A 24,559-nucleotide genomic window follows, 5' to 3' on the forward strand; every position below is an offset into this window, starting at 1 on the left:
AACAGGACCCGCACATGAAAACAAGCGACCGCCTGATAGCACAGCTACTGATCCTTGGGCTTCTGGTCGCCTGCCTGTGGGTGCTAACGCCGTTTCTCTCCGCCCTGTTCTGGGCGGCGGTACTGGCCTTCGCCACCTGGCCGGTGATGCTCACCCTGACCCGGCTGCTGCATGGCAACAGCACTCTGGCCGCCGCCCTGCTGACCGGCATCTGGGTGCTGCTGGTCGCCATTCCGCTGGTCTGGCTGGGCCTGAACATTGCCGATTACATCCGTGACGGCATGGAGCTGATGAAGGATTTCGGCACCAGCGGCATGCCCAGCGAACCGCAATGGCTGGCACGCATTCCGCTGGTGGGCGAGCGGCTGCATGATCTCTGGAACACACTTGACGCGCAGGGCGAGGTGTATTTCGCAACGATCAAACCCTATCTGGGGCAATTCGGCAACTGGCTGCTCGGGCGTAGTGCCGTCATGGCCGGTGGCATGCTGGAGCTGGCGCTGAGCCTGCTGCTGGTGTTTTTCTTCTATCGTGACGGCAGGCGCCTGGCCGGTTTCATGCGCAGCCTGGTGCGGCCCATCATGCGCAAGCGCACCGACCATTACATAGAGTTGGTGGCCGATACGGTCCGGCGTGTTGTCAATGGCGTCATCGGCACGGCCATGGCCCAAGCGATCGTGGCCTTTATCGGCTTCAGCATTGCCGGGGTTCCCGGTGCCTTCCTGCTCTCGATCTTCACCTTCGGTCTCAGCATCATCCCGATGGGGCCGCCACTGGTGTGGGCACCGGCCACAGCCTGGCTATTCTTCCAGGAAAGCTACGGCATGGGCATCTTCATGCTGCTCTGGGGCTTTGTGGTGATCAGCAGCGTTGACAACTTCCTCAAACCCTACCTGATCAGCCGCGGCGGTAACCTGCCACTGATTGTGGTACTGATGGGCGTATTTGGTGGCATCATAGCCTTCGGCTTCATGGGGATATTTCTTGGCCCGGTACTGTTGGCGGTAGCCTACAGCCTGGTCAGTGACTGGATTCATCTCAGCCAGCCGGAACAACAACTGCAACTGCCGGAACGGGTCGACATGGAAACCGGCAGGGAGGACAGACAGACATGAAACAGACAGGACTCCTGGCGCTGGTTGCAGCCGGCGTGCTGCTCGCCGGCTGTGCCGGCAAAACCCATAACCGTGCGGCCTGCGCCAGCGAACTGGACGCCGCCTGGAACGAGCTTAGCCTGGCCAAGGCCGAAGGCTTTGCCGGTACGGTAAGCTATTCAAAGGCGCTGACCCTGATCACCGGTGCCAAGACACAGCAACAGTTCGAGGGGTATGCCGGCTGCCGGCGCAAGGCACAAAAAGCCCGTTTCTACATACGCGAGTCCAGGGCAGGGCGCTGACCGGCTCTTACGGAACCGGCCGGCCCACTGGGGTGATGCCAGCGTGCCCGCAGGTGATCCCTTTTACAGTAACCCGTGGCCGGCCGCTTTTGCGGCGGGCATTTTTTGGCGAGGGAGTGAACCGAGTGGCTTTACAACAACTGGAAAAAGCACTGGCAGCAGTCAACCAGGTGGTACTGGGCAAGGAAACCGCCGTGCGCATGGCGCTGGCCTGCCTGCTGGCCCGGGGCCATTTGCTGCTGGAAGATTTGCCCGGCATGGGTAAAACCACGCTCAGCCATGCGCTAGCGCGAGTACTGGGTTTGCAATATCAGCGCATCCAGTTCACATCCGACCTGCTGCCCGGAGACATCCTCGGCACCACCGTCTTCGAGCGCGACAGCAGCAGTTTCGTCTTTCACCCGGGGCCTGTATTCACCGAGCTGTTGCTGGCCGATGAAATCAACCGGGCCACACCCAAGAGCCAGAGCGCTCTGCTTGAGGCCATGGAAGAGAGGCAGGTAACGATAGAAGGTACCAGTCACAGGCTGCCTGAGCCGTTTTTCGTGATTGCCACCCAAAATCCCGTGTCACAGGGTGGTACGTTCAGCCTGCCCGAATCGCAGCTGGACCGCTTCCTCATGCGGCTGTCGCTGGGCTACCCCGACAGCCGGGCCGAGCATGCCCTGCTCGGCGGCAGTGGCGGGCGCAACCAGGCCATCAGCCCCGAAGCGCTACTGGACAAGCAACAGCTGCTGGCAGCACAGCAGCAGGTGGCCACGGTCAGGGCCAGTGATGCCCTGATTGCCTATGTCCTGCGCCTGGCCGAAGCCAGCCGCAACCACCCGCAACTGGGCTATGGCCTGTCGCCCCGTGGCAGCCTTGCGTTACTGGCAGCGGCGCGGGCCTGGGCTTTTCTGGCCGGTCGCGACTATGTCATTCCGGAAGACATACAGGCACTGGCTCCGGCAGTGATCAGCCACCGGCTGGGACATGCGCAGGGCGCCAGCCATGGTCGCAGTGCCGATGCCATTGTCCATGACCTGCTGGACACAGTGCCGGCGCTGTGAAAACCGGAATGCAACAATGGCTCCGGCGCTGGTGGCAGCGACGGCTGCCACCGCTATCACAGATCCGCCTGAGTCAGCGGCAGGTCTTCATCGTGCCGACGGTGACCGGTGCGGCTTTTGCCGTCGCGCTGCTGCTGATGCTGCTGGTAGCCATCAACTACCAGAACAGCCTGGCCTATGCACTGGCCTTTCTGCTGGGATCGCTGGGGTTGCTCACCGCACTGCATACCTGGCGTAACCTGGCCGGGCTGGAATTGCAGGCCCGTACCCCTGAACCCTGCTTCGTCGGTGAGCAGGCGCAATTCGCGGTACAGCTGCCGGGCGGAGCTTACCGTCGGCCCGGCATCGCGCTGGGCTGGCGCATGCCGCTGGCCGTGCAAACGGATGTCGACACAAGCCGGGATGTACTGGTCAAGTTGTATCTGCCGGCCAGCCAGCGTGGCTGGCTACGGGCGCCGCGCCTGCGTGTTGAAACCCGCTTTCCGCTCGGCATCTGGGTGGCCTGGAGCCAGCCGGACCTGAACATGCGTGTTCTGGTATACCCGCGTCCGCTAGAGGCCGGCCTGCCACTGGCTGCAGCACACAGTGACGACCAACGTGAAGACGGTTTGCTGGAGATGCGCCACGGCGTCGATGACTACCAGGGGCTGGAAAGCTGGCAACTCGGCGATTCATTACGCCGGATTGACTGGAAAGCCTGGTCCCGGGGGCAGGGCTTGTGGGTCAAACAGTTCAACGAGCTGCAGGGCAGCGACACCTTGCTGGATTACGACGGGTTGCAGGGCGACAGCGAATACCGGCTGTCTGTGCTGTGCTTTCATGTGCTGCGGCTGGATGCGGAATCACGCCCTTATTTGCTGCGCCTGCCGGACCGGCTGCTGGGACCGGATAGCGGAGCTGGTCACCGCGATGCCTGTCTGGTCGCCCTGGCGCTGTTTGGCAAGGAGCCGGAATGAGTAGCTCGCCGTTGCTGCATGCCATTCCACGCAATGCACTCTTGTGGTTGCTGATTGCCCAGGCACTGGTGATTGCCCCGCACCTGTTCCACATTCCGCCATGGATCGCCGGGCTCTGGCTGTTTTGTGCGCTGTGGCGGGTACAGGTGTACCGCAGCCGCTGGAGCCTGCCACGGGCCATCGTCAAACTGGCGATGATGGTCAGTGCCGCTTTTGCGGTCTATGTGAGCCGTGGCAGCTTGGTGGGGCTGGATGCCGGAGTAGCCTTGCTGATTACCGCCTTCACCCTGAAACTGGTGGAATTGCGCAGCCGGCGTGATGCACTGGTGCTGGTGTTTCTCGGCTTTTTTGCCGTGGTCACCGGTTACCTGTATGACGACAGCCTGCTGGCAGCGCTGTATTCATTGTTGCCGGTTGCCGCGTTGCTGACGGCATGGGCCGGTTTGCAGCAGGCAGCCGGCAGCCGGCAGAGTCCCCGCATCAGTCTTGGGCTGTCCCTGCGCCTGCTGGGGCAAGCGATTCCGCTGGCGTTGCTGTTGTTTGTGTTTTTTCCGCGCCTTGAGCCTTTGTGGAGCCTGCCGCAGCCAGCGGAGAAAGGCCGTACCGGCCTGTCCGGCCAGATGTCTCCCGGCGACATCGCCGAACTCAGCCAGTCGACCGAACTGGCTTTTCGCGCCACCTTCGACGGCGAGATACCGGCCAAGAACCAGCTGTACTGGCGTGCGCTGACCTTGCCGCTGTTTGATGGACGCAGCTGGCGCATGGCCAGTTTCGGTACCGACTTGCTGCCCGGACAGTGGCGCAAACAGGGGGCATCGCAGGCTTACAGCGTGATCATGCAACCCAGCCGGCAGCCCTGGCTGTTCAGCCTGGATATCAGTGAATCCACTCAAGCCGATGTGCGCATGCTGGGTGATTTCCGCCTGCAGCGAAACCGTCCGGTAGCCCGCACCTACCTGTACCAGGCCGAAGCCTGGCCACAGGCAGTGGCCGAGCCGTTGCTGTCGGCTGCCGGTCGTCGCCACAACCTGCAACTGCCGCGTCCGGGCAACCCGCGCACTCGCGAATGGGCCCGCCAGCTGCGCGAGCAATATGCTGATGACCGGCAGCTGGTCGCCGCAATGCTGGCGCATTTCAACCAGCAACCCTACCACTACACACTGAAGCCGCCACTACTGGGCGAAAACAGTATCGACGAGTTCATGTTCGATACCCGGCGCGGTTTTTGTGAGCATTATTCCAGCGCCATGACTTTCGCCCTGCGTGTGGCCGGCATACCGGCGCGGGTCGTCACCGGTTATCAGGGAGGGGAAATCAATACTGCCGGCAACTATGTGCAGGTCAGGCAAATGGATGCCCACGCCTGGGTCGAGTACTGGCTGCCGGGCAGCGGCTGGCAGCGGGCCGACCCGACCTTCCAGGTAGCACCGGAGCGGATCGAACTGGGCCTGCAGGACGCGCTGGGCGATGAGGTGGCTGCACTGGACAACAGCCTGTTCTCTCCGGTCCGTTATCGACATGTCGCCTGGCTCAACAAGTTGCGCATGGGCTGGGAAAACCTCAATCATGGCTGGCAGAGCAAGGTATTGGGCTATCAGAGAGAGAGGCAGCACGCCTGGCTGCGGCAACTGTTCGGCGAGGTCAACTGGCAGCGAATAGGCATTGGCATGGTGGCCGCCATGGCGCTGTTACTGGGGCTGCTGGCTCTTTTCATTATCCGGCCATGGCAACAGAGACCGGCCCCGGCCCAGCGTCTGTTGCAAGACTATGACCGCCTGATGCGGCGACGTCGACTGGCGCGCAGTCCGCAGGAAGGCATGCAAAGCCATGCGCAGCGTATCGCCAGCCAACTGGATGCTCTGCAGTTACAGGCACTGGAAGACTTTGTTACCGTCTATCAGCAGCTGCAGTATTCCGGTGATGGCAACCTGCAGCAGGCCCGTTACGCCTTGCGGCAGTTGTGGCGCAGCATGTCGCCCCGATACCTGCGCAAGCGCTAGGGCGGCGGTGATTTCCGGTAATTCCATACCAGCAAGAAAATGCCGGCCAAGGCGATGCCAGTCCAGTTGGCAAGAATATCGGCCCAGCTGAAGACCCTGGTTTCGGGATACAGCCAGTTTTGCAGCAGCTCGGAGGCAGGCGCAAGCAAACAGAGCAGGACCCAGAGCAGCCAACGGGGCAGTCGAGTGAAGGCCAATGCTGCAAGCAGGGCAAAGCCGCCAAATGCAGCAATATGCAGGAGTTTGTCCGAACCTGAAAAAGGTGAAGGTGGCGAGGCCGACCGAAAGAGTCCGTAAGTGAGCAGCAAGCCATAGAAAATGAAAATTGCCAGTCTTGCCGATTTGTTGCGTTTGATCCCTGACACCCTGATCCCTGCCAGCCTGAAATGAATGCGCATGATACGGTAACGAGAACCTGATTTCATCCGCAGTACCGCAAGGTTGCCACACCGGCTGGTTTGTCGCTGCTCTTGCAAAACAAGCGGGCTGCCAACATAATGATATTTAATTTTATAGATTATCTATCCGGAGATCATTGGTGAGCAGATTTCTTGCAGCCTTTTTATGCCTGTCGGTTTTTCTGGCTGGCAGCCCGACCATGGCGCAAACACCAGCCCTGGCCAAGGTACAGAGCCTGTCGGCAACCCGCAGCGCAGCCTACGACGGCCAGATCGAGGCGGTGACGCAAACCCGCATGGCGGCCCAGGTACCGGGATTGATCAAGCAGGTACTGGTCAAGGCCGGAGACCAGGTCAGCAAGGGGCAGTTATTGCTGGAAATCGACGACAGCCAGGCACGGCAACAGCAGGCCGCGATGCAGGCCCAGGCTGCTGCCACCCGCGCACAGCTGCAAGCCCTGACCAGCGAGTTGCAGCGCCAGCAGCAGCTGTTCGAAAGAAACTACATCAGCAAGGGCGCACTTGAACGTATCGAGGCCGAACAGCGGGCCACCCGTGCCCAGCTCAATGCCCAGCAGGCCCAGGCCAGCGCTGCGGCTGTACAAACCGGCTTTTTCCGCATCACCGCACCCTATGACGGCATCCTGATCGATGTGCCTGTGGAGCAGGGCGACATGGCCATGCCGGGCATGCCGTTGCTGTCGCTGTTCGATCCTGCTGCGCTGCGGGTTGGCGTGTCCGTGCCTGTTGCCGCCCTGGCTGGCGGCCTTCCCGATACCTCACAGATTCTGGTTTCCCACGGCCAGCAGCAACTGGCCGTCAGTGCAGTGGAGCAACTGCCCACTGCCGATGCCGGCTCGCAAACCAGACGCCTGCGGTTGAATCTTGAATCCGGGGCCAATGCCGTTCCCGGCCAGTCGGTCAAGGTGCGTCTGCAACGCTCCGCTGCCGGGGAACAGCAGCGGCTGTTCATTCCTGCTGCTGCCGTGGTGCGCCGTGCCGAACTGACTGCCGTCTATGTGCAGAGCGCAACCACGGGCAAGGCGCTGCTGCGCCAGGTGCGCCTTGGTGCTAATGAGGGCGAGCTGGTGGAAGTGCTCAGTGGCCTGGCCGAGGGCGAGCAGGTCCATCTGGATCCGCACGCGGCAAACAGGGAGTAAGGCATGCAACCTCTGGGTATTTCCGGCCGCATTGCCGCGGCTTTCCAAGCCTCTCCAATCACACCCTTGCTGGCGTTGCTGGCACTGCTGATGGGCCTATTTGCAGTCATCGTCACGCCGCAGGAAGAAGAGCCGCAGATCAACGTCACCATGGCCAACGTCATCATTCCGTTTCCTGGCGCAGCAGTGCGTGATGTGGAAAACATGGTGGCCACTCCGGCCGAGCAGGTGCTGTCACAGATGGCCGGCGTCGAGCATGTGATGTCGGCATCCCAGCCCGGTGTTGCCGTGATCACCGTGCAGTTCGAGGTCGGCGTGACCCGCAACGATGCACTGGTCAAACTGCATGACACCCTACGCTCCAACGAGGACTGGCTGCCACGTGATCTTGGTGTGCTGGAGCCAATCACCAGACCCATGGGCATTGATGATGTGCCCATCGCTGCAGTCACCCTGTACAACCGCAATCCTGATGTCGGCGCTTATGATCTTGAGCGCATTGCCCACAGCATCGAGGTGGAGCTCAAGCGTGTGCCCGGCACCCGTGAAGTGAAAACCATCGGTGGCCCGGGCCGGGTGGTACGGGTGGATCTGGAGCCGGAGCGGCTGGCCGCCGTCGGCCTGACCGTCAATGACCTGCGCATGGCGCTGAAGTCGGCCAATCTGGGCTTGCCCAGCGGCGAACTGATCAGTGGCAACCGTGCGATCCAGATCGAGGCCGGCCGTTTCCTCAACAACGCCCGTGAAGTCGCCGAACTGGTGGTTGGCGTGCATGAGGGCAGGGCGGTCTATCTGGGCGATGTCGCCGCTGTCAGCGAAGGCCCGCTGCCGGCACGCAACTATGTGCGCTTTGGTACTGCTGGCGAGAATGCCGAGAACCATCCGGCGATCACGCTCACGGTCACCAAAAAGCCAGGCGAGAACGCCATCGATGTCTCCGAAGGGGTGATGGCACGCATGGCCGAGCTGCAGAACACCTTGATTCCCCATGACGTCGAGGTGGTGGAAACCCGTGACTACGGTGCTACCGCCAACGAAAAGGCCCGCCAGCTGATCCAGAAACTGATCTTTGCCACCTTGTCGGTGGTGGCGCTGGTGTTCTTTGCGCTGGGCCGGCGCGAAGCGGCGATTCTTGGCGTGGCTGTCGGGCTGACCCTGGCAGCCACCCTGTTTGCCTCCTGGGCCTGGGGCTTCACCCTGAACCGGGTCTCGCTGTTTGCGCTGATTTTTTCCATCGGCATTCTGGTGGATGACGCCATTGTGGTGGTGGAAAACATTCACCGCCACATGCAGCTCAATCCGGGCAAGAAGCTGACCGAACTGATTCCACCGGCGGTCGACGAAGTCGGTGGCCCGACCATCCTCGCCACCTTCACCGTGATTGCCGCATTGTTGCCGATGGCCTTTGTCAGCGGCCTGATGGGGCCCTACATGAGTCCGATCCCGATCAATGCCAGCATGGGCATGGTGCTGTCACTGGCGATTGCCTTCACATTGACGCCATGGCTGGCAAGGCTGTGGCTGAAGCCGCATAACACCGGCAAGCAGCAAGACAGCACTGCACAGCAGCAGAAAAAGGGTCGCCTGCCGGCCTTCCTGACCCGCCTGTTCACTGCCATCTTCCGCCCCTTTCTCGATGCGAAAAAGGGTGTGCGTAACCGCTTCTTCCTTAGCCTTGGTGTCATGGGGCTGATCGGCATGTCCATGGCCTTGCCGGTGACCGGACTGGTCCTGCTGAAAATGCTGCCCTTTGACAACAAGTCCGAGTTTCAGGTGATAGTGGACATGCCTGCAGGCACACCGCTGGAGCAGACCCAGGCCGTGCTCGACGAGCTGGGCGCTTATCTGGCCACAGTGCCGGAAGTGACCAACTACCAGAGCTACGCCGGCACCGCCTCGCCGATCAACTTCAACGGTCTGGTGCGTCAGTATTACCTGCGCAGTGCCAGCGAGAGCGGCGATATCCAGGTCAATCTGGTCGACAAGTCGGAGCGCAAGCAGCAAAGCCATGCCATCGCCACCCGTGTGCGCCCTGAATTGCAGCGTATCGGCCTGGCCCATGGTGCCAACGTCAAGGTGGTGGAGGTACCGCCGGGGCCGCCGGTGCAGGCGCCGATCGTGGCCGAGATTTACGGCCCGACCTTCGAAGGCCGCAAGGCAGTGGGCGATGCGGTACTGGCCGCGCTGCAGAATGTCGACGGGGTAGTCGATATTGACGACAGCGCCATTGCCGAAGCGCCACGCAAACTGCTGGTAATCGACCGCAGCAAGGCCAGCCAGCTGGGGGTGGCCCAGGCCGACATTGTTGCCACCCTGCGGGCCGGCCTGCACGGTGAGGATGCCGCCTGGCTGCATGATGGCAGCAAGTATCCGGCCTCGGCCTACCTGCAGCTGCGTCCCGAACTGCATGGCGACCTCAACGCCCTGCTGCAACTGAAAGTGCGCAGCATCAGCGGTACGCTGATCGCCATCGAGGAGCTGGTCAGCATCAGCGACAGCCTGCGCGAGCAGCCGGTATTCCACAAGGACCTGTTGCCGGTGCACTTTGTCATGGCCGACATGGCAGGGAAGGTGGACAGCCCGCTGTATGGCATGTTCTGGGCCCGCAGCGAAATCGGCCAGATCATCACCCCGGCCGGCACGCCGATCGATGAATACTTCATCAGCCAGCCCAGCGACCCCTGGCGCAACTATGCGCTGAAATGGGATGGCGAATGGCAGATCACCTATGAAACCTTCCGCGACATGGGCGCCGCCTATGCGGTGGGCATCCTGCTGATCTACCTGCTGGTGGTGGCGCACTTCTCGTCCTACCTGACACCATTGGTGATCATGGCACCCATTCCCTTGACCATCATCGGTGTGATGCCGGGCCATGCCATTCTGGGCCAGCAGTTCACCGCCACCAGCATGATCGGCATGATCGCGCTGGCCGGCATCATAGTGCGCAACTCCATTTTGCTGGTGGACTTCATCAACCTTGAGCTGAAAGCGGGCCAGCGTTTCGAGCAGGCGGTGGTCAACTCGGCCATCACCCGTGCCCAACCCATTGTACTGACCGGTCTGGCGGCGATGCTGGGGGCGCTGTTCATTCTTGATGATCCCATTTTCAACGGCCTGGCCATTTCCCTGATCTTTGGCGTGCTGGTGTCCACGGTACTCACCCTGGTGGTGATTCCACTGCTGTACTACGCCGCCTACCGCAACAAACTACACAAAATCATTCCACAAGGAGAAACATCATGACTTCATGGCAACTGGTCCGCGTGATCGCCGGAATCTTCATCATGCTCAGCCTGGCACTGGGCGCACCGTCTAGTCCCTGGTTCGTCAACGAGTGGTTCCTGGCCTTCACCCTGTTTGTTGGTGCCAACATCTTCCAGAGCGGCCTGACCCGCTGGTGCCTGATGGAAACCATCCTGCGCAAGCTGGGCCTGAAACCAGGGTGCTGATTGTAGGTGCGAATTCATTCGCACAAAAAACGGCCGGCGTTGTGCGAATGAATTCGCACCTACAAAGACTGACAGGTAACAGAATGAGCTTTTTCAAACACTCCCTGACCGCGCTGACGTTGTCCATCGGCATGACGGCGGGCATGCTGCAGGCTCAGCCGCTGGATCTGCTGCAAACCTGGCAGCTGGCCACGGAGCATGATCCTGAATACCGTGCCCGCAAGGCGCAGGCCAACGCCGGTGCAACACAGGACCAGCAGGCACGCAGCCTCTGGTTGCCGACCCTTGGTGCCAGTGCCACGGCAGGGCGGGGTGGTCACAAGAGTTCCAGCCAGGGCGCCAATTTCAAGACGCCCAACATGGGCTCCGAAGACCGGGTTGAATTCAACAACTCCATTACCGGCGGTGATTTGCGTGCCTACGAGATCGGTCTGAAACAGCCGATCCTGAGCCGTGAGCGACTGGCACAAAGTCGTCAGCTGCGCATGGGCAGCGAACTGGCCGAACTGGAATGGCAGCATGCACAGCAACAGCTGATGCTGCGGGCGGCCGAACGCTACTTTGCTGTGCTGGTCAGCCGCCAGGCTGCACAGTTGCTGGAGCAACAGTACGAACAGGCGGTGCGTGCCGAACAGGAAACCCGCACCCGCTTCGAGCTGGGCGATCGCCCCGTGACCGATACCCATGAAGCCACCGCCCAGGCGCGCAGCCTGCAGGCCATGCTGCTCAATGCCCAGATGCAACAGCAGCTGGCCGAGGCGGCCTATGGCGACCTGACCGGCCAGCCAGCAGGACAGCTGTTGAGTTTGCCGCTGACGGCCGGGATGACCGCTCCCGAGCTGGACAGCCTGGCGCAATGGCTGAGCGATGCGGCTCAGCTGAACGCGGCCGTGCAGATGCAGGACAAGGGTGCCGATATTGCCCTGGAAAGCATCGCGCAGTATTCCAGCTGGAAAAGCCCGACGCTGGACCTGGTCGGTCGCTTGGCCCATGAGAAGCTGGACGGCAGTGGCCGCTACGGCTCCGCCCTGAACAAGGCGGATGACTGGATGCTGGGTGTACAGATCAATGTGCCGATCTTCACTGGCGGCTATCGCAGCGCCAAGCGCAGGGAAGCCCTGCATACTCACGAGCAACGGATTGCCGAAGCCGAGGCCATGCGCCAGCAGGTACGCCAGCAAACCCGTAGTGCCTGGCATGCGGTCCAGGTCAGTAGCCAGCAGGTCGATGCCCTGCAACAGGCACTTGAGGCCAGTCGCCTGCGTGCCGATTCCACCCGATTGGGCGTAGAGCTAGGCGACAAGACCATGCTGGAAAAGCTGGATGCCGACAATCAGCACACCAGGGTGCAAATCGACCTGCTCAACGCCAAGGTGGCGCTGATCATGCACCAGCTGCAGCTGGCTGCACTGGTTGGCAGCCTTGATCGGCAGCATCTGCAGCAGGCCAATCTGTATCTGCAATAAGCTCCCATCTGTCAAAAACGTCAGTCTTTGACAGGCAAAAAGCCGGCAGGATGCATGCTCCGGACTTTCTGGTATAAGATACGTGGTCATTTTTACCGGATTCATCCATGCAGTTCACCCTGATCCTTTCCTCTTCGCCGCAAGACCCGGCCTCGCGCCGGGCCCTGTGCTTTGCCAGGGCGGTGATTGCCGCCGGCCACCAGCTGCAGCGCATCTTCTTTTATCAGGATGCCGTGCACCTGGCGTCGCGCCTGCTGGTGGTGCCGCAGGACGAGCAGGATCTGGCCGCACAATGGCAGGAATTCGTCCGCGAAAACCGGCTGGATGCCGTGGTCTGCATTGCTGCCGCCCTGCGTCGCGGCGTGCTGGACGAAGCCGAAGCGCGGCGCTACGAAAAAGACGCCGACAACCTGGCCGCAGGCTTTGAGCTGTCCGGTCTGGGCCAGCTGCATGAAGCCATGCAAAGTGCCAATCGCGTGGTGCACTTCAAGGGGGATGCATGAAGTCCTTGCTGCTGATTGCCAGCCATGCCCCCTGGTCGGGCCTGGCGGCCCGCGAAACCCTGGATATCGCCCTGGCCGGCGGTGCCTTTGACTTGCCCGTCAGCATGCTGTGGCAGGGCGAGGGCGTGTATCAGCTGCTGGCCGGTCAGCAACCGGACATCCTGCAGCAGAAAAACCTGCAGTCCCAGCTGTCGGGCCTGCCACTGTTCGGCATTGAACAGCTATATGTCTGCAGTGAAAGCCTGCAACAGCGCAATCTGCTACCCGAACAGCTTGCACTGGAGGTGCAGCTGGTGAGCAAGAGCGAAATCCGCCAGCTGCTGGCCACTCACGCACAGACTCTGGTGCTCTGAATATGACAACCCTTTATCTGGTGAACCGCCGCGACGCTGCCGGCCAGCTATGTGACTTGCTGTCTGCCGGTGATGCCCTGGTGCTCTGCGGTGATGCTGTGCTGTGTTGGCAACGCGCATGGCCACAAAAGGTCCAACTGCATGTGCTGGCCGAGGATGCCATTGCCCGAAACCTGCAGCTGCCGGCCAACTTGCCAGCTATCGATTATCCGGAGCTGGTGCGGCTTTGCGAAAGCCATGCGCGGGTGGTGGCATGGTGAGCGTAGTTGAAGTCGATGGCCGTCGCATCGAGCTGGATGAAGACCTCTGCCTCAGGCATCTGGATGACTGGAGCGAGCAAGTCGCGGCTTTTCTGGCGCAGGAAGAGGGTATCGAGCTGACTGCCGAACACTGGGAAATCCTGCATCTGGTGCGCCGCTTCTATCAGGAATTCGACCTGGCGCCAGCCAATCGGGCGCTGGTGCGCTATGTGCGCCAGCAGCTTGGAGAAGAGAAGGGCAACAGCCTTTACCTGAATACGCTATTTGCCGGCCGTCCGGCCAGGATTGCCAGCCGTCTGGCCGGCCTGCCAAAACCTGCCAACTGTTTTTGATCTGCTATTGAATAAGGGTTATCCATGACTACAGGCGAACATCCGTTTGCACAATACATCCGCATCCTGGGCAAGGGGAAAAAGGGTTCCCGTGAACTGACCGGTGATGAGGCATACGTCGCCATGGGCATGCTGCTTGATGGTGAAATCGAGGATGTGCAGCTGGGCGCCTTCCTGATGCTGCTGCGCTACAAGGAAGAAACCGCCGAGGAGCTGGCCGGCTTTGCCCGTGCCGTGCAGGAGCGGGTACAGGCACCGGCAATCAAGGTCGATCTGGACTGGCCCACCTATGCCGGCAAACGCCGCCAGCTGCCCTGGTACTTGCTGGCGATCAAGACCCTGGCCCGGTCGGGCGTGCGCATCCTGCTGCACGGTGGCGGACAGCATACCGACGGCCGCCTGTATACCGAAGACCTGCTGGAGGCGCTGGATATTCCGCGCTGCAGCGACTGGGAGCAGGTGGCGCAGGCGCTGGATCAGCATAACCTGGCCTATATCGGCCTTGGCCAATGGATGCCGCGACTGCAACGCTGTATCGATCTGCGTGACACCATGGGCTTGCGCTCGCCGGTACACTCGCTGGCCCGCCTGCTCAATCCGCTCAGTGCGCACTGCGTGCTGCAAAGCATCTTTCACCCGGGCTATCAGCCGATCCACCAGCAGGCCAACGTGCTGCTGGGCCAGCATGCACTGGTGATCAAGGGCGACGGCGGTGAAATCGAAGTGCGCCCGGATACCGGTGGCACATTGCTCGGTGCGGCAAGCGGAGAAGCCTGGGAGGAATCATGGCCCGCGCAAATCAGCCGCCAGGTGAAAGCGCCAACCCTGCAGCCGGAACGCTTGCTGAGTGTATGGAAAGGAGAGGAGGGCGACCTGTATGGCGAGCAGGCAATCATTGCCACCATTGCCCTGGGGTTGCGTGGACTGGGACGTATACGTGAAGAAGCAATGGTCGAGGCGGCCAGACTGTGGCAGGAGCGTCACAATCCCTGACGCTTGTCCGGCATGAATTGAGGACAGGGGAGCAAGCTCCGGCCCGGTCGGGACCGGAGTGCAGAAGAACTCGTACCGCGCCCGCTGCACTTGCGATCTGCCAAAGCTTTCCGCAAGCATGACGCGGGTGGAGAGTCAGTCGTTATGCTGCTCCAGATCGTAGGCAATCAGGGCCAGCAGGGCGTTTTGCTGACGCTGGGTCAGCTGGCGAAAGCGCTGTAGCAACTCACGCTCATGGACGGTTATCTCGTTTTCGTCCAGCGCAACCGGGTTGTTATAGTCCATGACCTGATCCTGTTTCAGGCTGGTTTCCAGGCGGGCGACAATTTCCGAGTTCATGCTGCGATGGTTGTGTTTCGCAACTTCGGCAATGCGGTCGCGCATGTCATCAGGGAAGCGCACAACAAACTTGTCGGCACTACGTGAACTGGTAAATGTTGCTTTCTTGGCTGTGCTCATTATTTAACCATGCGAAATGTGGTGACAGGAATCCGGGTGAAATCTGTACAGTTGATAAAACCTGCTCATGCCGGCAGTGGGCCGCTACAAACACCTTTGACTCGCTCCATCCGCTAGCGGTTGTCGTTCAGACCGTTCCGGCACTCGCCAGAGCTGATCAGGGTATTGAACCCGGCACCGGAGGCAGACCCGGTTTGCATTCAGAGACCTCTGAATTGGCCACGGGTTCAGTTCGCGCACGCCGGCTTTGATGTAGCGCACAAGTTTGTTTTTGCCTCGAACGCTGGCTATCCAATGCGCAAGACAGGGTGTAGACTTGGGCCAGTTTGCAGTCATCGTGCTGATGCTATCATGACTGCAGATGGATAGTGTTCAAAATTACAAACTTTCGAGGTGGAATGTGGTACGTCTAGCATTGGTTGCAAGCCTGGTTGCCCTCATCAGCGGTTGTGCCGGCAATACGGCTACAACAGACCGACAGGATGCTGCCGTATCCGCACTGTCAGCTGCCGAATGGTCGCAGGTCCAGCAGGAAAAACTGCAGGTCGTGCTGGACGGCACACCCTATGTGCTTACGGAAGTCAGCGGTGGCTGGCTGATCCGCATTGCCGAGAAGGACACATTCAATCCGCATCGTCCGGAATTGCTGTTACCGGCAGCGCTGGGCAATATCGGCCAGATCACCCGTCACCTGGCGCAAGACCCTGACGTTGCCGTGATGGTGGTCGGCATTGCCACCGGGCAGTACAAGCTCAAGTCGAAAGAGCAGGTCAGCCATGAGCGCGCCCAGTCGGTTGCATCCATTTTCCGCCTGAACCGCGTCCCCGGCCACCGCCTGAAAACGCTGGGCGTGAGCCATGGCGAGGATATTGACGGGCGGCTTGGCGTTGCCTTGCTGGTTGTGCCCGAACAGGAACTGCATCACCGGGTATCAAAAGACCACACCCAGGTGGTTGCCATGCTGACCCGCCGTTAACCGCCATCCGGGCAGGAACAGATCATGCACACAGCAGAGCAGCTGGCGCACATGCGCCGCAACTATGTTCGCGACGGCCTGCTTGAAGGCAACAGCCCCGCCAACCCGATGCAGCTGTTCGGGCAGTGGCTGGAGCATGCGGTGCAAACGGAAAAACCGCCCAGCGAAGCCAATGCGATGCTGCTGTCCACAGCGGATGCAAGTGGCCAGCCCCATGCGCGAATCATGCTGCTCAAGGGTATGGACGAGCGGGGCTTTGTTTTTTTCAGTAACTACCAAAGCGCCAAGGGACTGCAAATGGAGGACAATCCATTGGCAGCCCTGACATTTTTCTGGCCGGTACTGGAACGCCAGGTGCGTATCGAAGGCCGGGTGGAGCGGGTAAGCGCGGATGAATCAGACGCCTATTATGCCGTGCGGCCACTGGGCAGCCGACTGGGCGCCTGGGCATCACCGCAGAGCCAGCCGATCGGCGGCCGTGAGCAGCTCGCAGAGCGCCTGGCTGCAGTCAACCAGCGCTTTGCCGACAATGACAATCCTGCACGCCCGCCACACTGGGGCGGTTACCGGGTGCTGCCGCAACGCATCGAATTCTGGCAGGGCCGCCCGGACCGCCTGCATGATCGGCTGGATTACCGGCTCCAGCCAGACAGCGGGGACTGGAGCATGACCCGCCTGGCACCCTGATACCTGATCCGACTACTTCTGGCTGTAAGCGCCTGCAGCTGCCCGCAGCCAGTCCGGCAGATCTTTTTTGGCAATCTTCAGCCTTTCCGCCTCGAGCAGTTTGTCCAACATGTATTGACGCATGTCCGGGTCAGCCGTTGCCATCGACAATGCCAGGTCGCGATTGACCCAGCGCTTGATACGCACATACAACCACCAGTGAAAATAAAAACCGGATACGCTCACCACGACAATGATGGCGATGCTCATGAAATCCATTACACATCCTTTACATTTTGCTTGCACGAAGGCGTGTATAATAGTTTCAAATCCACTCAAGGAGAACATCATGCGTAAAGTCATAGTATTTGCTGCCGCGCTGAGCGCTGTCAGCCTGGTCACCGGCTGTGCCTCGAGCCTGACTGGCGACAGCTACTCTAGAAGTGATGCGCGCCAGGTGCAAACTGTGCGCATGGGTACCATTGAATCCCTGCGTCCGGTACGCATTGAAGGCACCAAAACGCCTATCGGGGCCGGGGCCGGAGCTGCTGTCGGCGGCATTGCCGGCAGCACCATTGGCGGCGGTCGCGGCAGCGCGGTTGCCGCAGTGATCGGTGCCGTGGCAGGCGGCCTGGCCGGAGCCGCTGCAGAAGAGGGCATCACCCGTACCCAGGGCGTTGAAATCACCGTACGCGAAGACAATGGCGCACTGCGCGCCTATGTGCAGGCCGTCAACCCGAATGAAATCTTCCGGGTCGGCGAGCGTGTCCGCATCACCACCGTCAACGGTACCTCCCGCGTATCACACTGACACACAGGGGCGGCTGATGCCGCCCCTGCCATATCAAAGCCCTCATCCTGCCTGGTGCAACAAGCACGCGGGCTGTGCGACACACCCGCTTTCCCACATCAACCCCCCTCTTGCTTGATCTGCCCGGCCAGCCGGGCATGTCTATTGGTCGTACTGACTTCCTTACCTTGCTTACTGTATAACTTGATGCAGTTCTTGATGTATAACAAGAAAAACCAACAGGAATCCGGGGTCCAAGATGACAGTATTGCTGGCCTTGCCTTTTCTATGCGCCTTTCTGGTGCTGCTGTTTGCCCGTAGCGGACGCAACACGTTGGCCTGTCTGACAGCGCTTGCGCCGGTAGCCGGGCTGCTGTTGCTGGCCACCTTCCTGCCGGCAGTGCTGGCCCACGAGGTGATCAGCCTGCAGCAAGCCTGGCTGCCCACACTTGGGCTGAATTTCAGCCTGCATCTGGATGGTCTGAGCTTCCTGTTTGCCCTGCTGATTCTGGGCGTCGGCTTGCTGGTGATCGTCTACGCCCGCTACTACCTGGGCGAGCACGAAGACCTGCCGCGCTTCTTTGCCAGCCTGCTGCTGTTCATGGGGGCCATGCTGGGCCTGGTCCTGGCCGGCAACCTGCTGCTGATGCTGATGTTCTGGGAACTGACCAGCCTGGCGTCATTTCTGCTGATCGGCTACTGGCGTCATCGTGACGAAGCGCGTACCGGCGCTCGCATGGCGCTGGCCGTCACCGGCGGCGGCGGGCTGGCCTTGCTCGCCGGCATCATCCTGATCGGTCAGGTGGTGGGCAGCTACGAGCTGACTGACGTACTGGCGGCTGGTGACCAGTTGCGTGCACATGCCCTTTACCCGGTGATGCTGGTGCTGGTGTTGCTAGGTGTATTCACCAAGTCGGCACAGTTCCCGTTTCATTTCTGGTTGCCCCACGCCATGGCCGCACCTACTCCGGTGTCGGCCTACCTGCACTCGGCAACCATGGTCAAGGCCGGCGTTTTTCTGCTGGCCCGGCTGTATCCGGCGCTGTCCGGCACCGACTGGTGGTTCTATCTGGTGACCTTTGCCGGCCTGGCAACCCTGCTGGTCGGTGCCATTACCGCAGTGTTCCAGCATGATCTGAAAGGGCTGCTGGCCTATTCCACTGTCAGCCATCTGGGGCTGATCACCATGCTGTTCGGGCTCGGCTCGGACCTGGCTCCAGTGGCAGCGATTTTCCATATCATCAACCATGCCACCTTCAAGGCGTCACTGTTCATGGCCGCCGGTATCATCGACCACGAAACCGGCAGCCGAGACATGCGGCGCATCAACGGGCTGTGGAAGTACATGCCGCACACGGCGGTGCTGGCGATGGTGGCGTCCTCGGCGATGGCCGGCGTGCCGCTGCTCAATGGTTTCCTGAGCAAGGAAATGTTCTTTGCCGAAACCCTGCACCAGCAGTTGCTGGGCAGCTTCAGCGCCCTGATTCCGGGGCTGGCGACACTGGCGGCGGTATTTTCCGTAGCCTATTCGCTGCGCTTCATCCATGACGTATTCTTCAATGGAGAGCCGGTCAATCTGCCCAAATTTCCGCCGCACGAGCCGCCGCGCTCAATGAAAATTCCGGTCGAGATTCTGGTTTTTCTTTGCGTACTGGTGGGTACTTTTCCGGCCTTTAGCGTTTCCGGTCTGCTGGCCAGTGCAGCACAGGCCAGCCTTGGCCATGCACTGCCCGAGTACAGCCTGGGGATCTGGCACGGTTTCAACCTGCCGCTGCTGATGAGCGTCATCGCACTGCTGGGCGGTATCGCGCTATACAGCCTGCGCCGCCCCCTGTACCGCTGGTATGACGGCCTGCCGGACCTCAATGCACTGGAAACCTTTGGTCAAACCCTGAAACACGCCTATACCCGTACCTCCCGGGCCATGGCGGTGGTGCAGGCGGTATCCCTGCAGCGTTACCTTGCCGTGATGCTGCTGGCCCTGGTACTGGTGGTCGGCTGGACGCTGTGGCCGATGACATCGCTGGGAGGGCCGGTTGCCCTGACGCCGGTTGACCCGCTGACACTGATCGGGCTGCTGGCCATGGCACTGGTTGCCTTGCTGACAGTGCTGTTCCATCGTGAACGTTTGCGGGCACTGGTCACGCTCGGGCTGGTCGGCCTGATTGTTTCCATGCTGTTCGCCCGTTTCTCCGCACCGGACCTGGCGCTGACCCAGCTGGTAGTCGAAGTGGTCACCATCCTGCTGATGCTGCTGGTACTGAATTTCATGCCGGCCACAACCCCGCAAGAGAGCAGCAGCCTGCGCCGCCTGCGCGACCTTTGTGTGGCTGCCGCCGGCGGCGGCCTGTTTGCAGTACTCAGCTATGCGGTCCTGACCCGGCCCTACGACAACAGCATCGCCCGTTACTACCTGGACAATAGCGTCCCGGGCGGTGGTGGTACCAACGTGGTCAACGTGGTCCTGGTGGATTTCCGTGGTTTTGACACGCTCGGTGAAATCAGCGTCCTGGCGATTACCGCCATCGCCATTCTGGCACTGCTGGGCGGCACCAAACTGCCCAGACCACGCACCGACCGCCAGGGCCGCCTGTGGACTGCGGCGCGTGAGTACATGATGTTGCGGTTGCTGGCACGGCTTCTTTTGCCGCTGGCATTGCTGGTGTCGGTGTTCATTTTCCTGCGTGGCCATAACGAGCCGGGCGGCGGCTTCATTGCCGGGCTGGTCACCTCGGTGGCGCTGGTATTGCTGCACGTCAGCTCCGGCCAGCAGTGGGTGGAGCAACGGCTGAAACTCGATTATCGCAAGCTGGCCGCCAGCGGCATCCTGGTTGCCGGTCTGACCGGTCTGGCCAGCCTGTTGTTTGGCTATCCCCTGTTGACCTCGGCTCACGGTCATGTCGCGATACCGCTGCTGGGCGAGCTGGAGCTGGCTTCAGCCATGCTGTTTGACCTGGGCGTCTACTTTGCCGTTGTTGGCGGTACCCTGCTGATTCTTGGCCAGCTGGGGCACCTGGGGTATAGCGCACACCTGCCGGAGGATAAATAATGGAGCTCTGGCTTTCCTGTGCCATCGGCTTTCTGGTGTTTTGCGGCATCTACCTGCTTCTGCGGGCGCGGACCTTTCCCGTTGCCCTTGGCCTGACGCTGCTGTCCTATGCCATCAACCTGTTCCTGTTCTCCATGGGCCGGCTGCACACCGGCATGCCGGCGGTGATCGGCAGCGCCGCCGACTACACCGACCCGGTGCCGCAAGCACTGGTGCTGACCGCCATCGTGATCGGCTTTGCCATGACCGCCTTCGTGCTGGTGCTGGCCTTGCGTGCCCATGTGCTGCTGGGCAGTGACCATGTCGATGGCCACGAGAAAAAAACGGAGGAGGGCGCATGAACCACTGGATCATGATTCCGGTCATTCTGCCCCTGCTGCTGGGTGCGGTGCTGGCCTGGCTCAGTGACGAGCGGGCCACCCTGCAACGCCGGCTGAGCCTGGCCGGCAGTCTGGCATTGTTGGCTGTGAGCCTGTTGCTGATGCAGACGGCCAACCAGGAACAGGTACAAATCTACAGTCTGGGCAACTGGTCGGCACCATTTGGTATCGTGCTGGTGCTGGACCGGCTCAGCGCCCTGATGGTTCTGACCACCGCAGTGCTGGCCGCACTGGTCAACGGCTATGCCTGCGCCGGTGACGACAAGCGCGGACGCTACTTTCATGCGCTGTTCCAGTTCCAGATTGCCGGCATTTGCGGCGCCTTCCTGACCGGCGACCTGTTCAACCTGTTCGTGTTTTTCGAGATCCTGCTGATTGCCTCCTATGCGCTGTTGCTGCATGGCGGCGGCAGCCAGCGGCTACGCTCGGCGGTGCATTATGTGGTGCTCAACCTGGTCGGCTCGACGCTGTTCCTGCTCGGCGCCGGACTGGTCTACGGCATCAGCGGCACCCTGAACATGGCCGATATCGCCCGTTTTGTGCAGCAGGCGGAAGGCGACAGCCTGTACCTGATGCATGCTGCCGGCTGGATCCTGATACTGGTATTCGGGCTGAAGGCGGCCCTGCTGCCCCTGCATTTCTGGCTGCCCCGGGCTTACGCCAGCGCCACTGCACCGGTGGCGGCGCTGTTTGCCGTAATGACCAAGGTGGGGCTCTATGCCATTTTGCGCTTTGTCACCCTGATCTATGCTGCCGAAGCCGATGCAGCCAGCGCCTTCGACCTTGACCTGCTGTTTGCCATTGCCTTGCTGACACTGCTGCTGGGAGCGCTGGGGGCCTTTGCCGCCGACACCCTGCACAGCATGCTGGCCTGGCTGGTGCTGGTATCGGTCGGCACACTGCTGGCCGGCATCAGCCTGGCCAGCGAGCAGTCGATTGCCGCCAGCCTGTACTACCTGTTGCACAGTACCTGGGGCATCGCCGGCATGTTCCTGCTCGCCGACCTGATTGCCCGCCAGCGCGGCAAGCTGGCCGCCCGACTGCGTACCGGACCACCTCTGCTGACCCCCGCACGGCTCGGGGCACTATTCTTTGTTGGTGCGATTGCCACCGCCGGTTTGCCGCCGTTTTCGGGTTTCATCGGCAAGCTGTCACTGCTGCAGTCGGCCAGCGGCCCGTATGCAGCCTGGCTGTGGCCGGCGTTGTTGCTGGCCGGTTTTGTGGTGATCGTGGCGCTGAGCCGTGCCGGCAGTCAGTTGTTCTGGCAGCAGGGCAGTCCGCTGCCGGAGCCGGTCGAGCCGCTGCAGCCGGTGCGCTTTGCCACTGCCTTGCTGCTGACCGGCAGCGCAGTGCTGTTGCTGGTGGCTGCCGGCCCGGTGCTGGATTATTGCCTGACAACGGCGCAGCAACTGCTGCAACCGGAGCTTTATCTGAAACAGCTGGAAGGAGGCTAGGCCATGGCAAAAAAAGTCTGGTTGCCGCACCCCCTGCTCAGCCTGGTACTGCTGGCTGGCTGGCTGTTGCTGGTGGATGATTTCACATTGGTCGGACACTGGGTGTTTGCGGCCGTACTGGCCCTGTGCATTCCGCACCTGATCGGGCACTGGTGGCCACCGCTGCCACGGATTGCCGACTGGCAGGCACTGGCCGTATTTGTCGGTCGCAGCCTGACCGACATCATCATGGGCAACCTGCAGGTGGCCCGGATGGCGCTGGGTTCGCAGACGGGGCTGCAACCGGTGTTTGTCCGCTTCGAAACCCGGCTGGACAACGACCTGGCCATTTTCATGCTGATGAGCGCGATTTCGCTGGCACCGGGCTCGGTCTCTACCCGTTTTGACGAAGAGACACGTGAAGTGGAAGTGCACGCACTGCACTGTACCGACGAGGCCGAACTGGTGGCCGAGATCCGCCAGCGTTACGAACAGCTCCTGCAGAGGGTATTTGCATGTTGAACATCGTCATCTGGATCAGCATGGCCATGATCGGTATGGCCTTCTGCCTCAACCTGGTGCGGCTGATCCGTGGCCCGTCGATTGCCGACCGGGTACTGGCACTGGATACGTTGTATATCAACGGACTGGCGATTCTGGTGATCTTCGGCATTGCCATCGACAGCAGGGTGTTTTTTGAAGCCGCCTTGCTGATCGCACTGTTCGGCTTCTTCAGTACGGTCGTGATCAGCAAGTACCTGCTTCGCGGCGATGTCATCGAGTAGGAGGCTGTATGTCGTTCGGATTGCAACTGGTGGTGGCGTTCTTTCTGCTGACCGGCAGTTTTTTCGCCCTGATGGGTTCCATCGGATTGTGGCGCTTCGGTGACTTCTACATGCGCCTGCACGGCCCGGCCAAGGCCACCACGCTGGGAGTGGGCGGCGTACTGATCGCCTCCATGCTGTACTTCACTTTTACCACCGGCAGCCTGCGTCTGCACGAACTGCTGGTCACCCTGTTTCTGATCATCAGCGCGCCGGTTTCTGCCTATATGCTGTCACTCGCGGCAAAGAAGGAAGCCAGCCGCGAGCGCGGCCAGCGCCATTGACATGAGCATCTGCTGATGGACGGATACTGAGTGCGCGCGTTGCAGCATCAGGGCTCGCTTCTGCGCATATCCGGCAGCATGAAAGCCACCAGTCCGAGCAGTGGCAGCAGGGCGCACAGGCGATATACCGTTTCTATGCTGTAAAAGTCGGCCAGCGCACCAATCGCTGCGGCACCAATCCCGGCGATGCCGAAAGACAAACCGAAGAACAATCCGGAGATCGCCCCGGTCTTGCCCGGCACCAGCTCCTGCCCGTAGACCACAATGGCGGGAAATGCCGAGGCGATGATGAAGCCGACAATGAATACCAGCACCAGCGTCAGCGGCAGACTGACAAAGGGCAGGGCAAGGCTGAACGGTGCCGCGCCCAGAATCGAGCCGAGAATCACCTTTTTGCGTCCGAAGCGGTCACCCAGCGGGCCGCCGGCAATGGTGCCCAGTGCCGAGCCGAACATGAAGATGAACAGGCTGTACTGGGCCTGTTGAATGCCCAGGCCAAAATTGTCGATCAGGTAAAAGGTGAAGTAGCTGTTCAGGCTGGCCAGATAGACAAACTTGGAAAACATCAGGATCAACAACAACGTCAGTGCCAGACGCACCTTGCCGTTGGCCGGCAGCTCTCCGCCCGGTTTGAGGGCACGACGGCCGCGAACTCCGTTAATGTTGGCTGCATGCCAGCGGCTGATACCGGTCAGGACAATCACGCCGACCAAAGCCAACAAGGCCACCCAGGCCACACTGGGCTGGCCAAAGGGCACGATAAAGGCCGCGGCCAGCAAGGGGCCGACCGCCGACCCCATGGTGCCGCCAACCTGAAAGATCGACTGGGCCAGGCCATGCTTGCCGGCAGAGGCCATGCGGGCGATACGCGAGGATTCCGGATGAAACACCGCCGAACCGACCCCGATCAGTGCCGCCGCCAGCAGAATCAGCGGATAGCTGTCCGCCCGGGACAGCAGAATCAGCCCGCCCACGGTAAAGCCCATGCCGGCCGGCAACAGCCAGGGCATGGGGTGTTTGTCGGTGTACAGACCAATTAACGGTTGCAGCAGCGAAGCGGAACACTGGAAGGCCACGGTGATCAGGCCGATCTGGACGAAGCTCAGGCTGTAGCTGCCCTGCAACAGCGGATACAGGGCCAGCAGTACCGATTGCATCATGTCGTTGATCAGGTGAGTGCTGCTGATGGCAAGCAGAATGCCAAAGGAAACGCCAAGACCGGCGCCGGGTAATGCAGGGCTGCTGGATGTGTTCACGACTGTCACTGCCAGAAAGTTGATCGACAGGCCATGCTACCCCCAAACGTGAACTGGCGCACGTTTCTTCTTCCTGTGCATCCCGGCCCTTCAGGCGTACAATCGTGCCATTTCATTGATTGTT

At 61.0% G+C, this 24,559-nt stretch carries 27 protein-coding genes; 23 read left to right on the forward strand and 4 right to left on the reverse strand.

What is annotated here, in order from left to right; genetic code table 11:
* Positions 1 to 14: 14 nt before the first annotated feature.
* From AR306_RS06230 to AR306_RS06250, 5 genes are all read left to right on the forward strand, one after another.
* The gene (locus AR306_RS06230) at positions 15 to 1,115 is read left to right on the forward strand and encodes an AI-2E family transporter (protein WP_101496706.1); all 1,101 of its coding nucleotides are present in this window, start codon (positions 15 to 17) and stop codon (positions 1,113 to 1,115) included.
* Positions 1,112 to 1,396, forward strand: a complete 285-nt coding sequence (locus AR306_RS06235; protein WP_101496707.1) for a hypothetical protein — start codon at positions 1,112 to 1,114, stop codon at positions 1,394 to 1,396. The genes AR306_RS06230 and AR306_RS06235 overlap by 4 nt, the downstream gene beginning before the upstream one ends.
* A gap of 125 nt (positions 1,397 to 1,521) precedes the next feature.
* Entirely contained in the window at positions 1,522 to 2,445 is a 924-nt protein-coding gene (locus tag AR306_RS06240; RefSeq protein ID WP_407071185.1) for an AAA family ATPase, read from the forward strand.
* An 8-nt stretch (positions 2,446 to 2,453) separates the two neighbouring features.
* A complete protein-coding gene (locus AR306_RS06245; protein WP_101496709.1) occupies positions 2,454 to 3,401 on the forward strand; it encodes a DUF58 domain-containing protein in 948 nt (315 codons plus the stop codon).
* Positions 3,398 to 5,401: a transglutaminase family protein gene (locus tag AR306_RS06250; RefSeq protein ID WP_101496710.1), complete on the forward strand. Its 2,004-nt coding sequence runs from the start codon at positions 3,398 to 3,400 to the stop codon at positions 5,399 to 5,401. The genes AR306_RS06245 and AR306_RS06250 overlap by 4 nt, the downstream gene beginning before the upstream one ends.
* On the opposite strand, the gene AR306_RS06255 is transcribed toward AR306_RS06250, so the two are convergent.
* Positions 5,398 to 5,826, reverse strand: coding sequence for a VanZ family protein (locus AR306_RS06255; RefSeq protein WP_133539574.1), 429 nt, complete (start codon positions 5,824 to 5,826; stop codon positions 5,398 to 5,400). The two genes, AR306_RS06250 and AR306_RS06255, sit on opposite strands and share 4 nt — an antisense overlap.
* A gap of 113 nt (positions 5,827 to 5,939) precedes the next feature.
* Here AR306_RS06255 and AR306_RS06260 point away from each other — a divergent pair, with 113 nt between their 5' ends.
* The 9 genes from AR306_RS06260 to AR306_RS06300 all read left to right on the forward strand — a co-directional run bounded on the left by AR306_RS06260 (position 5,940) and on the right by AR306_RS06300 (position 14,318).
* Positions 5,940 to 6,959 carry an efflux RND transporter periplasmic adaptor subunit gene (locus AR306_RS06260; protein WP_101496712.1) on the forward strand — a complete coding sequence of 340 codons (1,020 nt, stop codon included), beginning with the start codon at positions 5,940 to 5,942 and terminating at the stop codon, positions 6,957 to 6,959.
* Positions 6,960 to 6,962: 3 nt separating this feature from the next.
* Positions 6,963 to 10,205 (forward strand): efflux RND transporter permease subunit, encoded by a 3,243-nt coding sequence (locus tag AR306_RS06265; protein ID WP_101496713.1) that lies wholly within the window; start codon positions 6,963 to 6,965, stop codon positions 10,203 to 10,205.
* Positions 10,202 to 10,411 (forward strand): YgaP family membrane protein, encoded by a 210-nt coding sequence (locus AR306_RS06270; RefSeq protein ID WP_101496714.1) that lies wholly within the window; start codon positions 10,202 to 10,204, stop codon positions 10,409 to 10,411. Before AR306_RS06265 ends, AR306_RS06270 begins: the two co-directional genes overlap by 4 nt.
* Positions 10,412 to 10,494: 83 nt before the next feature.
* On the forward strand, positions 10,495 to 11,877 hold the full coding sequence (locus tag AR306_RS06275) for a TolC family protein (protein ID WP_166627811.1): 1,383 nt from the start codon (positions 10,495 to 10,497) through the stop codon (positions 11,875 to 11,877).
* A 107-nt stretch (positions 11,878 to 11,984) separates the two neighbouring features.
* Complete coding sequence (tusD, locus tag AR306_RS06280; protein WP_101496716.1) at positions 11,985 to 12,380, forward strand: sulfurtransferase complex subunit TusD; 396 nt, start codon at positions 11,985 to 11,987, stop codon at positions 12,378 to 12,380.
* Positions 12,377 to 12,733: a sulfurtransferase complex subunit TusC gene (tusC, locus tag AR306_RS06285; protein ID WP_101496717.1), complete on the forward strand. Its 357-nt coding sequence runs from the start codon at positions 12,377 to 12,379 to the stop codon at positions 12,731 to 12,733. The genes tusD and tusC overlap by 4 nt, the downstream gene beginning before the upstream one ends.
* A gap of 2 nt (positions 12,734 to 12,735) precedes the next feature.
* Positions 12,736 to 12,993: a DsrH/TusB family sulfur relay protein gene (locus tag AR306_RS06290; protein ID WP_101496718.1), complete on the forward strand. Its 258-nt coding sequence runs from the start codon at positions 12,736 to 12,738 to the stop codon at positions 12,991 to 12,993.
* Positions 12,990 to 13,325, forward strand: coding sequence for a TusE/DsrC/DsvC family sulfur relay protein (locus tag AR306_RS06295; RefSeq protein ID WP_101496977.1), 336 nt, complete (start codon positions 12,990 to 12,992; stop codon positions 13,323 to 13,325). The genes AR306_RS06290 and AR306_RS06295 overlap by 4 nt, the downstream gene beginning before the upstream one ends.
* Positions 13,326 to 13,349: 24 nt before the next feature.
* Positions 13,350 to 14,318: a glycosyl transferase family protein gene (locus AR306_RS06300; protein ID WP_101496719.1), complete on the forward strand. Its 969-nt coding sequence runs from the start codon at positions 13,350 to 13,352 to the stop codon at positions 14,316 to 14,318.
* A gap of 135 nt (positions 14,319 to 14,453) precedes the next feature.
* Here AR306_RS06300 and AR306_RS06305 read toward each other — a convergent pair whose 3' ends face one another.
* The gene (locus tag AR306_RS06305) at positions 14,454 to 14,777 is read right to left on the reverse strand and encodes an Arc family DNA-binding protein (RefSeq protein WP_101496720.1); all 324 of its coding nucleotides are present in this window, start codon (positions 14,775 to 14,777) and stop codon (positions 14,454 to 14,456) included.
* Positions 14,778 to 15,177: 400 nt separating this feature from the next.
* Between AR306_RS06305 and AR306_RS06310 the strand changes: the two genes are divergently transcribed.
* Both AR306_RS06310 and pdxH read left to right on the forward strand, forming a co-directional pair.
* Positions 15,178 to 15,753, forward strand: coding sequence for an OmpA family protein (locus tag AR306_RS06310; RefSeq protein WP_133539576.1), 576 nt, complete (start codon positions 15,178 to 15,180; stop codon positions 15,751 to 15,753).
* Between the two features lie 24 nt (positions 15,754 to 15,777).
* Positions 15,778 to 16,440, forward strand: coding sequence for a pyridoxamine 5'-phosphate oxidase (gene pdxH / locus AR306_RS06315; protein WP_101496722.1), 663 nt, complete (start codon positions 15,778 to 15,780; stop codon positions 16,438 to 16,440).
* A 12-nt stretch (positions 16,441 to 16,452) separates the two neighbouring features.
* Here the strand turns inward: pdxH and AR306_RS06320 are convergent, their stop codons facing one another.
* Positions 16,453 to 16,689 carry a hypothetical protein gene (locus AR306_RS06320; protein ID WP_101496978.1) on the reverse strand — a complete coding sequence of 79 codons (237 nt, stop codon included), beginning with the start codon at positions 16,687 to 16,689 and terminating at the stop codon, positions 16,453 to 16,455.
* A gap of 79 nt (positions 16,690 to 16,768) precedes the next feature.
* Between AR306_RS06320 and AR306_RS06325 the strand changes: the two genes are divergently transcribed.
* The 7 genes from AR306_RS06325 (at position 16,769) to AR306_RS06355 (ending at position 23,179) form a co-directional block, all read left to right on the forward strand.
* Positions 16,769 to 17,230 carry an outer membrane lipoprotein gene (locus AR306_RS06325; protein ID WP_101496723.1) on the forward strand — a complete coding sequence of 154 codons (462 nt, stop codon included), beginning with the start codon at positions 16,769 to 16,771 and terminating at the stop codon, positions 17,228 to 17,230.
* Positions 17,231 to 17,468: 238 nt separating this feature from the next.
* On the forward strand, positions 17,469 to 20,258 hold the full coding sequence (locus tag AR306_RS06330; RefSeq protein ID WP_101496724.1) for a monovalent cation/H+ antiporter subunit A: 2,790 nt from the start codon (positions 17,469 to 17,471) through the stop codon (positions 20,256 to 20,258).
* Positions 20,258 to 20,599 (forward strand): Na+/H+ antiporter subunit C, encoded by a 342-nt coding sequence (locus AR306_RS06335; protein WP_101496725.1) that lies wholly within the window; start codon positions 20,258 to 20,260, stop codon positions 20,597 to 20,599. The genes AR306_RS06330 and AR306_RS06335 overlap by 1 nt, the downstream gene beginning before the upstream one ends.
* The gene (locus AR306_RS06340) at positions 20,596 to 22,092 is read left to right on the forward strand and encodes a monovalent cation/H+ antiporter subunit D (RefSeq protein WP_101496726.1); all 1,497 of its coding nucleotides are present in this window, start codon (positions 20,596 to 20,598) and stop codon (positions 22,090 to 22,092) included. Before AR306_RS06335 ends, AR306_RS06340 begins: the two co-directional genes overlap by 4 nt.
* Positions 22,093 to 22,095: 3 nt before the next feature.
* The gene (locus AR306_RS06345; protein WP_101496727.1) at positions 22,096 to 22,593 is read left to right on the forward strand and encodes a Na+/H+ antiporter subunit E; all 498 of its coding nucleotides are present in this window, start codon (positions 22,096 to 22,098) and stop codon (positions 22,591 to 22,593) included.
* Positions 22,587 to 22,856: a K+/H+ antiporter subunit F gene (locus AR306_RS06350; protein ID WP_101496728.1), complete on the forward strand. Its 270-nt coding sequence runs from the start codon at positions 22,587 to 22,589 to the stop codon at positions 22,854 to 22,856. The genes AR306_RS06345 and AR306_RS06350 overlap by 7 nt, the downstream gene beginning before the upstream one ends.
* A gap of 8 nt (positions 22,857 to 22,864) precedes the next feature.
* Entirely contained in the window at positions 22,865 to 23,179 is a 315-nt protein-coding gene (locus tag AR306_RS06355; protein ID WP_101496729.1) for a Na+/H+ antiporter subunit G, read from the forward strand.
* A 47-nt stretch (positions 23,180 to 23,226) separates the two neighbouring features.
* Here the strand turns inward: AR306_RS06355 and AR306_RS06360 are convergent, their stop codons facing one another.
* Positions 23,227 to 24,450, reverse strand: coding sequence for an MFS transporter (locus tag AR306_RS06360; protein ID WP_206167980.1), 1,224 nt, complete (start codon positions 24,448 to 24,450; stop codon positions 23,227 to 23,229).
* Positions 24,451 to 24,559 lie beyond the last annotated feature (109 nt).

Source organism: Thiopseudomonas denitrificans, assembly GCF_002866065.1.
Taxonomy (GTDB): domain Bacteria; phylum Pseudomonadota; class Gammaproteobacteria; order Pseudomonadales; family Pseudomonadaceae; genus Thiopseudomonas; species Thiopseudomonas denitrificans.